This is a genomic window from Qipengyuania flavescens (assembly GCF_029688735.1).
Lineage (GTDB): Bacteria > Pseudomonadota > Alphaproteobacteria > Sphingomonadales > Sphingomonadaceae > Qipengyuania.
On sequence record NZ_JARULD010000001.1, the window covers coordinates 243,781 to 255,757 of the forward strand.

At 62.2% G+C, this 11,977-nt stretch carries 12 protein-coding genes; 5 read left to right on the forward strand and 7 right to left on the reverse strand.

What is annotated here, in order from left to right; translation table 11 throughout:
* Positions 1–10: 10 nt before the first annotated feature.
* The gene (locus P8R33_RS01220) at positions 11–634 is read right to left on the reverse strand and encodes a glutathione S-transferase family protein (RefSeq protein ID WP_278327164.1); all 624 of its coding nucleotides are present in this window, start codon (positions 632–634) and stop codon (positions 11–13) included.
* Between the two features lie 61 nt (positions 635–695).
* Between P8R33_RS01220 and P8R33_RS01225 the strand changes: the two genes are divergently transcribed.
* Positions 696–2,036, forward strand: a complete 1,341-nt coding sequence (locus tag P8R33_RS01225; protein ID WP_278327165.1) for an MATE family efflux transporter — start codon at positions 696–698, stop codon at positions 2,034–2,036.
* Here the strand turns inward: P8R33_RS01225 and P8R33_RS01230 are convergent.
* The gene (locus P8R33_RS01230) at positions 2,008–3,165 is read right to left on the reverse strand and encodes a GGDEF domain-containing protein (RefSeq protein WP_278327166.1); all 1,158 of its coding nucleotides are present in this window, start codon (positions 3,163–3,165) and stop codon (positions 2,008–2,010) included. The genes P8R33_RS01225 and P8R33_RS01230 overlap by 29 nt on opposite strands.
* Before the next feature lie 314 nt (positions 3,166–3,479).
* Between P8R33_RS01230 and ettA the strand changes: the two genes are divergently transcribed.
* A complete protein-coding gene (gene ettA, locus P8R33_RS01235) occupies positions 3,480–5,153 on the forward strand; it encodes an energy-dependent translational throttle protein EttA (protein WP_278327167.1) in 1,674 nt (557 codons plus the stop codon).
* Between the two features lie 948 nt (positions 5,154–6,101).
* The gene (locus tag P8R33_RS01240; protein ID WP_278327168.1) at positions 6,102–6,539 is read left to right on the forward strand and encodes an FKBP-type peptidyl-prolyl cis-trans isomerase; all 438 of its coding nucleotides are present in this window, start codon (positions 6,102–6,104) and stop codon (positions 6,537–6,539) included.
* An 81-nt stretch (positions 6,540–6,620) separates the two neighbouring features.
* Here P8R33_RS01240 and P8R33_RS01245 read toward each other — a convergent pair whose 3' ends face one another.
* Positions 6,621–7,508 (reverse strand): OmpA family protein, encoded by an 888-nt coding sequence (locus tag P8R33_RS01245; RefSeq protein ID WP_278327169.1) that lies wholly within the window; start codon positions 7,506–7,508, stop codon positions 6,621–6,623.
* A 268-nt stretch (positions 7,509–7,776) separates the two neighbouring features.
* Entirely contained in the window at positions 7,777–8,346 is a 570-nt protein-coding gene (locus P8R33_RS01250; protein WP_278327170.1) for a pyridoxamine 5'-phosphate oxidase family protein, read from the reverse strand.
* 184 nt (positions 8,347–8,530) lie between these two features.
* Here P8R33_RS01250 and P8R33_RS01255 point away from each other — a divergent pair, with 184 nt between their 5' ends.
* Positions 8,531–9,391, forward strand: a complete 861-nt coding sequence (locus tag P8R33_RS01255) for an RcnB family protein (protein ID WP_278327171.1) — start codon at positions 8,531–8,533, stop codon at positions 9,389–9,391.
* Positions 9,392–9,478: 87 nt separating this feature from the next.
* Here P8R33_RS01255 and P8R33_RS01260 read toward each other — a convergent pair whose 3' ends face one another.
* The gene (locus tag P8R33_RS01260; protein ID WP_278327172.1) at positions 9,479–10,036 is read right to left on the reverse strand and encodes a cytochrome b; all 558 of its coding nucleotides are present in this window, start codon (positions 10,034–10,036) and stop codon (positions 9,479–9,481) included.
* A gap of 97 nt (positions 10,037–10,133) precedes the next feature.
* On the opposite strand from P8R33_RS01260, the gene P8R33_RS01265 reads away from it, so the two are divergent.
* Complete coding sequence (locus P8R33_RS01265; protein ID WP_278327173.1) at positions 10,134–10,802, forward strand: prolyl hydroxylase family protein; 669 nt, start codon at positions 10,134–10,136, stop codon at positions 10,800–10,802.
* Between the two features lie 11 nt (positions 10,803–10,813).
* Here P8R33_RS01265 and P8R33_RS01270 read toward each other — a convergent pair whose 3' ends face one another.
* Entirely contained in the window at positions 10,814–11,077 is a 264-nt protein-coding gene (locus P8R33_RS01270) for a hypothetical protein (RefSeq protein WP_278327174.1), read from the reverse strand.
* Entirely contained in the window at positions 11,058–11,870 is an 813-nt protein-coding gene (locus tag P8R33_RS01275) for a PAS domain-containing protein (RefSeq protein ID WP_278327175.1), read from the reverse strand. The genes P8R33_RS01270 and P8R33_RS01275 overlap by 20 nt, the downstream gene beginning before the upstream one ends.
* Positions 11,871–11,977: the final 107 nt, after the last annotated feature.

The following is an 11,977-nucleotide window of genomic DNA, read 5'->3' on the forward strand; positions in this document are numbered from 1 at the left end:
GAGCGCACGCTTAAACGGACTTCATGTCCTGCCGGGAAAGGGCCAACTTGACGCCCTCGTCCTCCTGCATGCGGTCGCGGAATGCCCGCAGGGTCGGGTAGTCGTCGATCGACAGCGGGGTCTGCTCGATCCACCGCGTGACGACATAGAGATAGGCATCGGCGAAGCTGCGCTCGGATAGATACCACTCGCTATCGGTCTCCTGGAAATTGGCTTCCAAGCGCTCGAAATGTTTGCGCAGCTTGTCGTAAGCCGCTGCCTTCACTTCGTCTTGCGTGTCCTTGCTCTCGGCGTAGGTCTTCGCAGCGAAATGCGGTCCGAAATCGGCATGCACTTCGCTCGTGAGGTAGGATAGCGCTTCGGCTTCCTTGCGCCCCAAGACCTTGTCGCGTGCATAGTCCTCGGTCCCGTATTCCGCGCCGAGCCAGCTCAGGATTGCTGCGGCCTCGGTCAGGACGTCGCCGTCTTCGAACGCGACTGCAGGCACCTTCCCCTTGGGATTGATCGCGAGATACTCGTCCTTCTTGTGGTCGCCATAGGCCATGTTCTTGACCTCGACCGGAGCATCCAGCCACGCGACCGCAATATTGGTGGCAAGGGCACAGGTGCCGGGCATCGTGTAAAGTGTGGGCATATCATCGTCCTCGGGTTTCGGTGGTCTTGCGTTCAATGGCCCGCTCCTGTCTCAAGTTCCGGTGAGCGCGACGACACCTGCCAAACTCGATCGGACGGCGATCCTGGCGATCTGGGCCATCGCCCTGCCTGCAATGGTCACCAATGTCGCGACTGCGCTGATCGGGATCGGCGACATGTGGATTGTCGGCCAGCTTGGCGACGCCCCCACGCAAGGTGCGGTCGATGTCGGCGCCAAGCTTTTCGCAGCGCTGTTCACGGTCATGAATTTCCTGAAGACCGGCACGACCGGCCTCGTCGCGCAAGCCGGCACTCGGTCGGGTCCGGCAGAACAGGTCGCCGTGATGATCCGCGGATTGGTGGTCGGACTCGCCATTGCCGCGTTGCTGCTGATGGCCAAGCCGATCCTGCTGCCCGCGCTGCTCGACGCGCTGGGCGCACAGGGCGAGGTCCGCACTGCTGCCGTAATCTATGCCGACATCCGCTATTGGAGCGCGCCAGCGGTGCTCGCTAATTTCGCCATGGTCGGCTTCCTAGTCGGGCGGCGGCGGATGAAGACGGTGCTGGCGATCGAGGTGGCCTACAACCTGCTCAATGTTGCGCTCGGGCTGTGGTTGGCCCTGGGGCTGGACTGGGGCATTGCCGGGATCGGCTGGTCCAGCTTTATCGCGGAATTCGCCAAGCTGGTTGCCTGTGTCGCCATCGTCGTTGCACTCGCCGGATCGGACCTTCGCGACGCAGTCCGTGACCGTGCTTCGATCTCGCTTGCGGCGCTTAAGCCCTTTCTCTCGGTCAATCGCGACCTGTTCCTGCGGACCGTGATCCTGATGGTCGCAATCTCGGCCCTCACGCGGCTCGGCGCAGAGCGCGGTGCAGTGGTGCTGGCCGCCAATGGTATCCTCTATCAGCTGTTCGTGTTCTCCGCGCTGTTGCTAGACGGGTTCGAGAATGCGGCACAGGTACTCAACGGCGAGCGGCATGGAGATGACGACCGCGACGGCTTTCTCGCCTACATGCGCGCCATCCTGCTGCGTGGGCTCGGCATTGCCGCAATCCTGGCCGGAGTTTTCGCCGTGGCCGGCGGCTCGATCCTCGAGTCATTTGCAGCGACCGAGGCAGTGGCTGTCGAGGCTCGCGCTCTCGTGCCGTGGCTGGTGATCATACCCTTCGCAGGGGTCGCCGGATTCGTACTCGACGGCGTGTTCGTCGGGGCCAGCTGGACGCGCGCCCTGCTGCTCAGCATGGCCGGAGCGTGCGTGGGCTATGCGCTATTGCTGTGGCTGACCTGGCCGCTGGGGAACGACGGCTTGTGGCTGTCTTTCGTGGCGTTTCTGGTGCTCAGAGCGGTGCTGCAGCTGGCCCTGATCCCTCGGCTTATGCGCGCTGGGCGTCCTTCGACCTGAACTCGGTCACGACGTTCGCCATCTCCTCGCGGCAGACGCGGTTGCGACCGCTTTCCTTCGCACGGTAAAGCTCGGCATCGGCGCGTGCGAACAGCTTGCCATAGCCCTCGCCCGCCTCGCGCGCCGCAACGCCGAAGCTGGCAGACAGGCGGTTGTTGCTCGGCATGCCCGACACCGCTGTCTCCGAGAAACGCCGGCGGACGCGCTCGGCCATCGCCTCCGCCCGTTCATCATCGCAATTCCATGCGAGGATACAGAACTCCTCGCCGCCGATGCGCCCGGCGATGTCGCTGTTGCGGATCATGTCGGCAATGACGCCGCCGAACGCCGCGATCGCCTTGTCGCCGACCTGGTGGCCATAGACGTCGTTCACCGCCTTGAAGTGATCGATATCGGCGACCACCAGCCCCACCGGGACGCCTTCCTGCTTGGCCCGTTCGATGATGGCAATCGCGTCCTGCTCGAAGGCCCGGCGCGCGCGCAGGCCGGTGAGCATGTCGCGTTCCCCGCGCTCACGCTCGGCTATCACCATGTCCCATGCGCAGGCCCCGATCAGGGCCACGCCGGTCATCAGCGAAGCGACCGTCACCGCGACGCTCAACACCGAGTAGTAGATGGATTCGCGATAGGCGGAAGCGTCAGACCCGCCCGCGATGATCAGCGTCAATACCGGCCGGACGAGAAAATTGACGGCTGCCAGCGCGAACAGCACGGCGATCAGCGTGTCGATCGCATTGCGGCGCTGCACGTTGAACAGCGCCATCGTTCCGATGACCATCATCACGCCATAGCCCGTATTGATGATGTAAAGCCGCGGCCCCGTATCGTTCGACAGGAATATAGCGGCGGCCAGCGTGAGGGCGGAGATCGCGTAGACCACGGCCAGCGCCCGGATCGAGACATGCTGCCCCACCCGCTTCGCCGCTGCCCAGATCAAAGCGCCCGTCCCCAGCGTATAGAGCACCTGCGTCGCGTGAAAAACGTAGAACGCTCCCGGATCGGGCACGAGATGCGTGACCAAGAAACCGAGGCCGAGGCAGAAATAGGCGGCCGCAAAGCCGAGCACATAGGACCCCATGTTCCCGCGCTTCCACAGCACGAGAAACATCGCCATGAAAATCAATGCCATGGCAGGTGTAATAAGTCCGAGTATCTGCTCGCGCATGATGTCGCGTAAAAACCCCCTGCCGGGGTCCTAGAGACCGTTACTTAATAAGTCCTCACTTTTTTCTTGGGTTTGTCCGGAAATCCCGAACTAAATCAGTGGCTGCATGCAACCCGATGCAAGCTCGCGCCGCAAGAACGTCCGACGCCTTGTGATATCGAGCAGCGGTTCTCGCACACCGCGCTTGCCCCTGCGCCCCGTGACCATTATCTGCGCCACCATACCTGCCGGGCGCGCGCCGCCCGCTTATTCCAACCCGATCACGAAGGACCCGCCCGATGGCCGCGCAATACGCATTCGTCATGAAGGACATGACCAAGACATTCCCCGGCGCGCAGAAGCCGGTGCTGAGCAATATCAACCTACAATTCTATCGCGGGGCGAAGATCGGCATCGTCGGGCCGAACGGCGCGGGCAAGTCCACCCTCATCAAGATCATGGCCGGCATCGACACCGACATTTCGGGCGAGGCCTGGCCGGGCGAGAACATCACCGTCGGCTATCTGGAGCAGGAACCCGAGCTGGACGAGAGCAAGACCGTGCTCGAAAATGTCAAGGACGGTGCCCGCGACATCGCCGACAAGGTCGATGAATACAACGCGATCGCCGCGCAGATGGCCGAACCCGATGCCGATTTCGAAGCGCTGGGTGACAAGATGGCCGCGCTGCAGACCGAGATCGACGCCGTCGACGGCTGGACCCTCGACAACCAGCTCGAAATCGCGATGGAGGCCCTGCGCTGCCCGCCGGGCGACAGCCCCGTCACCGATCTTTCGGGCGGCGAGAAGCGCCGTGTCGCGCTGACCCGCCTGCTGATCCAGAAGCCCGACATCCTGTTGCTGGACGAGCCGACCAACCACCTCGATGCCGAAAGCGTCGAATGGCTCGAAAACCACCTCAAGGAATATGCCGGCGCCGTGCTGATGATCACCCACGACCGCTACTTCCTCGACAATGTGGTGGAATGGATCCTCGAACTCGACCGCGGCAGCTACTACCCCTACGAGGGCAATTACTCGACCTATCTCGAGAAGAAAGCGAAGCGCCTCGAGCAGGAAAGCCGCGAGGAAAGCGGGCGGCAGAAGTCGCTCAGCCGCGAGCTCGAATGGATCCGGCAGACGCCGTCCGCGCGCCAGACCAAGTCCAAGGCACGTATCCGCAAGTTCGAGGAACTCCAGGAAAGCCAGAAGGACCGCAAGCCGGGCAAGGCGCAGATCGTCATCCAGGTGCCCGAACGGCTCGGCGGCAAGGTGATCGAGGCCAAGGGCCTGACCAAGTCGTACGGCGACAAGCTGCTCTTCGAAAACCTCGATTTCATGCTGCCCCCGGGCGGCATCGTCGGCGTGATCGGGCCGAACGGCGCGGGCAAATCCACCCTGTTCAAGATCATCACCGGGCAGGAAGAGCCCGACAGCGGCAGCATAGAGATCGGCAGCACCGTCCACCTCGGCTATGTCGACCAGAGCCGCGACGACCTGAACCCGAAGAACAACGTGTGGGAGGAAATCTCCGACGGCCTCGACTACATGAAGGTCAACGGCCACGACACCTCCACGCGCGCTTACGTGGGCGCGTTCAATTTCAAGGGCGCGGACCAGCAGAAGAACGTCGGCAAGCTTTCGGGCGGCGAACGCAACCGCGTGCACATGGCCAAGATGCTCAAGGAAGGCGGCAACGTGCTGCTGCTGGACGAGCCGACCAACGACCTCGACGTGGAAACGCTGGGCGCGCTGGAAGAGGCGATTGAGAACTTCGCCGGCTGCGCCGTGGTCATCTCGCACGACCGCTTCTTCCTCGACCGGCTTGCAACGCACATCCTCGCCTTCGAAGGCAACAGCCATGTGGAGTGGTTCGAGGGCAATTTCGAGGCTTACGAAGAGGACAAGCGGCGCAGGCTGGGCGATGCAGCGGATCGGCCGACACGGCTGGCGTACAAGAAGCTGACGCGATAACCGGCCTGTGCGGGTCGTTAGCAGACTGGCAGCTAACGACCCGATTGCGGACATCGTCATTTGGTTTTCCTTAAGCGTGCTTTGTGGGACTTCCATTCCGGTACATTAATGCACCTTACCAAATGCCGCTCGAACTCACCGATCTCGATGGCTCTTGTGCTTATCGACGAGCTGCCATTTCGCAGTGCACGTTTGGCGCGGTCGTGGAGAGCAGTGTGAAAACACCATGCAGATAGCTGGAGCCATTCATCCCTTCCCGACGTGGCATCTACCGCCTTATAGTGCTCCCAAAGCGACCAGATCACACCATCGCGCACAGTGAGGGCGATCTGAAATGGCCACAAAGGCCTGACTTTCGCGAATAGCATTCGGGCATCCATCTTGTTGCGTTACCAAACGGTCCTGCCTCGGCAACCGCTATGACCGCTTTCCACCCACACGCAGACATTGGGAAGAATCGGTCGTCTACCTGAGAGCGGACATTAGGTTTGCGCTTCGGCATAACAGGCCACTTTCGCCTTCGGCCCGCGTTAGTTGATCCTCGCAAACCAAACGTGGTCTCCACTCGTCCATCCTCTTTAATCAGGGCGCCGCTTTCCTACCTGGCGGCTCGCTGATACCGAGGTAATCCTCTTTGGCAGACGAGGTCTGTATTCGTGACACCAATGCTCGCCCCCCCCCCGGGGGGGGGAGATCGAAGTTTGGCACGCTGCGAATTGAACTATTCTATTGTTTACGAACGATTTTTTGGGCGATCGCAATTTGCGACAGGGTGTCGCCTTTGTCGCCTCTGTGTCGCTTTCGCCCCGCTCTCCGAACTCGCTCCGCCGCTGCGTTTGACTCACCCCACCCCGGTTTGACACAATAGCGCGCAACGTGCCCGACACGCGGGCGCATTCCCGGTGGCGCATTTCCTCGCGCCGCGAACACGAAATTCAAAGGAATACCATGACGACACCCAGCAACGGTGACACCGTGACCATCGACTACGTCCTCAAGCGCGGCGACGGGCAGGAAATCGGCAATACGTCCGAAGTCGGCCCGCAGACCGTCCAGCTTGGCGCTGGCCAGATCTTCCCGGCGATCGAAGAAGCGCTGACCGGCATGGAAGTCGGCGACAGCCAGACCGTCTCCATCGACAGCGACAACGCCTTCGGCCCGCGCCGCGAGGAACTGGTGATCGACATCCCGCGCGCCAACCTGCCTGCAGAGCCCGCTCCGCAGCCCGGCATGGCCATGCAGGCGCAGACGCCCGAAGGCCAGCCGATGACGCTCTACATCCTCGAAGTGGGCGACGAGCAGGTGAAGGCCGATGGCAACCACCCGCTCGCCGGCGAGGACGTGACCTTCGACCTCACCCTGCGCGACATAAAGCAGGCCGCCTGACTCTTCCGTCAGAGTTGGACGCAACGAAAAAGGGGCGAGCCGCGAGGCCCGCCCCTCTTGTTTTGTTCGATGGTCCGAGGCTCAGCCTTCCTCGGTCGCCTTGCTGACGAGGATGTTGACCGACACGCGGCGGTTCTGGCGACGGCCCTCGGCAGTCGAATTGTCCGCTGCCGGATCGGCTTCGGCGAAACCGGTCGGGGTCAGCATGCGCCAGGGCTTCCAGCCGCATTCCTGCTGGAGGATGTTGACCACGCGCGCCGCGCGCCGCTCGCTCAGCGTCTGGTTGTAATCCTGATCGCCGACCGAATCCGTGTAACCGACGACCAGCAGCAGCGCATTGCTCATGCTGTCGGCCTGGCTGGCAGCCTGGCACAGCTGCGCACGGTCGCCCTGCCCCACGGCCCACTTGCCGGTGTCGAAATAGACGTTGGTGACGCCCTTCACATTGTAGTTGTCGATATTGCCCATGCGCCCGCGCAGCGCCTCGGCGGCGGCGGTGTTGGTGTCGATATCGGCGCGCTGTTCGGCAAAGCGCTGCGAGGTGCCGGCCTGGATCATCTGCGCGGTCTCGAGATCGTCGTTCTTCAACTTGATCTCGCTGGCGAGCAGCATCTCGCCAGCCTGCATGGTTTCGACCTCGACCGGAATGCCGTTCAGCAGGTCCTGCGCGGTGAGCGAGGTACGGCCAAGGCCGAGAAAGCCACCGGTTCCGCGGATCTCGGTGTCGGGTTCAACGGTGATGACGGAATTCGTGCCATCGGCGCTGGTGACCTGGATCTGGTCGCCGCGGCGGGCGGTGATCACGCCGTCGATATCCGGCCCTTCGACCGGCGTCGCGCCATAGACCGTGGTGAGGACTTCACCGTCCTGCGCAGGCTCGATCTCCTGCGCCGAAAGCGTGCCGGCTGCAGGCAGCGTCACTAACGCGACGAGGGCAAGGCGCGAGGCCGTGCTGGTTCGAATTGTCATATTTGTACTCCTTCATGTGCGACCGCGTGCCTCGCCAAATGCGACCGTTTGGTTCGCCTCCCCCTGTGAGACTTGGCCCGCTGTCCCGACCCCCGATGTTTCTTGTCGACAGACGATATGCAGTCCCCGCGGGGGTGATCGCCTGCGCCCGCAATCGGCTTGCCACATTTCTGCCACATGAACCATTGGCTATGGTGGTTGGTCGGAGGGGGTGGCTTGGGCGCAAACTGCGGCGAAGCGTTGTTCAAGCGCCGGCCGCACGCCTCGCTCAAGGCGAAATCCAGCGCCCTTCGTCACCGATGAACAGCGCGCGGCGATGGCCGGTATGGGCGAGGCTGAACCAGTCCGCCTCCTCGATCTGGACCAGCAATAGGGCGAAGTTCTCGCGCGCGGAGTTCACCTGATCGTCCGTCGGCTCGACGCCTTCGAACTCCGGGGGCAGGCCGCTGGTCGGTTGATCGTACTGCTCGCCAGGTCCACTCCCGAGGTAGCAACGCCGGGCAAAGTTGTCGCTCTGCGACCATGCGCTGTCGACCGCTTGGCCGGTCGTGACGATCCGTCCGCTCCCCCGCAGACGTAGCTGCAATTTCGCCTGCTTATCATACGCAAGGACGCCAATGCGTGGATCGCTTTCGATCACGGCGACCTTGGGAGAGCGAGCATCGGTGTGAAATCGCAGCGTCCAGCTCTCGGGATTGAAGCCGCGCAGTACCATCACCCGTGCATCGGCATCGGCGGTAGCGACGACCGGCGTGTGCATCGGCGACCTGCGATTGGTGGCGCCCTCTGCCAGGCGCTGCGAGATATCGTTGCGGATCGCGTCTAAGGTTGAAAGCATCACCGCAAGCTTGCACCGCCACACCCTACCTGCCAAGCTCGATCTCGTTCAGATTAATAAGGCCAAACATTAACGGCAGGTCGACAGACCGGTTCAGATTGGGGTCAGCCCGAACTGGTACAAACAGCGACAGTGAAACGAGCCGCAGGTGGTGGAGCGGCTGGTATAGCGGAAGGAACGCTCCATGACACTTACCAGATTGATGAAAGGAAGCGCACTCAGCGCCCTCGCCGCAGCGATGGCAATGACTGCCCTGCCGGCGGACGCGCAAGCCCAGGAATGGCGTGAGCGTGCGAATGAAATCAAGCAGCAGCGCCAGCAGAGTCGGCAGGATCGCCGGGGCGATCGCCGCGAAGCGCGCCAGGAGCGCCGCGGCGATCGCGTCGAGGCTCGCCAGGAGCGCCGTGGCGATCGTAGGGAGGCTCGGCAAGAGCGTCGCGAGAGCCGACGCGACGCACGGTCTGAAAGGCGCGGAGACATCAACGACCGAGTCCAGCGGCGCGTCGAGCGTCGAGTGGCCGAGGATCGGCGCGAGCGCCGCGCAGATCGACGTGTCGAGCGCCGGGAAGACCGGTACGAGCGCAATCGGACGTATCGCGCCGACCGCAACACGACCTACCGCGACCAGCGCCGCTATGACGGTCGCAACGCCTATCGCGACGGCTATCGGGATGGACGCCGCTACGATCGCCGGGCGCGCTATTACGATGGCCGCCGTTGGCACGACTACGATCGCTGGGACCACCGCCGCTGGCGCGATAACGATCGCTACAACTGGAACCGCTATCGCTACAACAATCGCAGCCTCTACCGGCTGGGCCGCTACTATGCGCCTTATCGCGATTACAGCTATCGCCGCCTGAACATCGGCTTCCGCCTCGGCAGCCTGTTCTTCGGCAGCCGCTACTGGATCAACGATCCGTGGCAGTATCGCCTGCCGGAAGTCTACGGTCCCTATCGCTGGGTCCGGTATTACGACGACGTCCTGCTGGTCGATATCTACAGCGGCGAAGTGGTCGACGTGATCCACGACTTCTTCTGGTAAGTCACCTTCGCCAGCCGGCTTGAGAGTGGTCCGGATGGCACAGCAGCCCCCGCCGAGCGATCGGCGGGGGCTTTTTCGTGCGTAGCCTTAGCCGGGCATTTTACCGAAAGGCAGCATGCGAAAGATGCCGCCATTCCTGTCGAAGAAGGTGTGCTTCAAGGCCCCGAGGATATGCAGCGCGATCAGGTAGATGAAGATCGACCCGCCAAGGGCGTGCAGATCGAAGATCGTCCCGCCGAGATCCTCGTTCGTGCCGATCGGCAGCGCGGGGATCGTGAACAGGCCGAAGAAATCGATTTCCCGCCCATTCAGCGAGTTCGCGATCCATCCGCCGATCGGCAGACCGATCAGCAGGACGTAGAAAATGACATGCACCGTGCGGGCCAGTGTCTTTTCCCAACCCGCCAGATCGGACGGGAGCGGCGGCACCGGATGCGTCCAGCGCCAAAGCAAACGGCCGACCGAAAGCACGAGAATCGCGATGCCGAGCGCCTTGTGATCGGCGAAGATCGCCATGGCTTGCGCCCGGTCATCGGTATGGTGGGCGTTTTCGGCGAGACGCCAATTCCAGATGACGGCCACGGCGATGGTCCAGTGAAAGATCATCGCGCCGATCGAATAACGCCGTGCGGTGCTATCAGCCATTTTGCTCTCCCGAAGATTGTCGCGGCAGCCTAGCGACCGATCGCCAAACGGCAAGCGCGGTACTTGAAGCGTCGGCTGTGCTTGCTAACACAAGCGCATGAGCAAGACAGCCACCATTGCCGATCAGGGCGCGCTGAAACGCATCGGCGCACAAGTGCGCAAGCGCCTGGAGGCAGATCCCCAGGCCTACAGGGTACCGACCGACAAGGCCGAGATTTTCGCGATCGGCGATTTCTTCAGCGCTGAGGAATGCCAGCGGCTGATCGGCATGATCGACGCGGTCGCCCGACCGAGCGAGCTGCACGAGACTGCGTACGTCGCGAAGTTCCGCACCTCCTATTCGGGCAATTTCGATCCGCACGACCCGTTTGTGAAAATGATCTCGCGGCGGATCGACGATCTGCTAGGGATGTCGCCGGCCCAGGGCGAGCGTATCCAGGGGCAGCGCTACCTTCCGGGGCAGGAGTTCAAGCCACATAACGACTGGTTCTACACCGACCAGGAATACTGGCAGATCGAGCGCAAGCGTGGCGGGCAGCGTTGCTGGACCGCCATGGCCTTTCTCAACACCGTTGAAGAAGGCGGCCACACCCATTTCGTGGAGGTCGGCGCATCGATCGAACCCAAGCCCGGCGTCCTGCTCGTCTGGAACAACGCCACGCCGGAGGGCGAGCCGAACGAAGGCACGCTGCACGCCGGAACCCCCGTCATCAAGGGTTCGAAATATGTGCTGACCAAATGGTATCGCGCCCGCAAGCACGATTGACACCTCACCGGCTAAATGAGCTCCTGCTCCGGAGCAGGCACCCGGATCGTCGTTCGCAGCCCCTGTGGATTGAACTGCGTATCGACATTTCCGCCCAAGCCACGGATCACACCTTCGATCAAGCGAGTGCCCGACCCGCTTCCTCCGTTATCAGCGGCGCCGCGCGGTTCAGGCGATGTTTCGCCCAACTTTTCCACCCAATGCAGTTCCAGCATGTGGTCAGCGGCGACCTTCCACTCGACGGAAACCTTGCCGTCATGCAGACAGGGCGCCATATTTGATCGCATTGGTCGCAAGCTCATGCATCGTAAGACCGAACGGCGTGACATATTCGCGCGGTAATTCGACCAGATCGCCGGACAACTCGATACGGTCCGAGTGGCTATCCCGGTAGGGGCGCATCACCGCTTCTGCCAAGGCCGGAAGGCTGGTCTTGTCCTGATGCAAACCTTCATCCGACAACGAAACGCGATGCGCACCCGCAAGTGCTTCGATACGTTCCTGAATGATCTCGGAAAGGTTGCTCACATCGGTTGCCGATCGGGCGGAAAGGCGCACGATGGCATTGAGTACGCCGAACAGATTGTCGGTCCGGTGCCGCAACTCCTTCGTCACCTGCTCGTTCTTGACGATCGTCTCGCGCGAACGGAGCAGTTCGGTGATGTCCCATCGCGAACCGAAGAAATACGCCAGTACGTCATTTTCGTCGTAGATCGGCCCGACGTGGACGGCGTTCCAGAACGGCGTTCCATCCTTGCGATAGTTGAGGATATCGACGACGCGATATTCTTCAGCCTCGATCGCATCGCGCAATTTGGACACTGATTCCTCGGAGGTATCCTGGCCTTGCAGGAAGCGGCAGTTATGGCCGATCACGTCCTCCCGGTCGTAGCCGGTCAGATCGAGAAATGCCTGGTTCGCATATACGATCGGGCAATCGGCCTGACGGGGATCGGAAATGCATTGGGCCATCCGCGTCTGTTCAGTCGACTGGAAGAACAGTTGCTCGGGGCTCACGCGCAGATCGTCGATCGAACCGATCATGCCCTCTTCACGGGTATCGCCCACGGCTGTTTTGTCTTCCTGGCCGCTCGTGCTCTGGCTCTGGTCGTACGATTCCGCCAAACCTTCTTCCCCTCGGCTGGCATCGCGGTCCTCTCACCGCGACACATGCC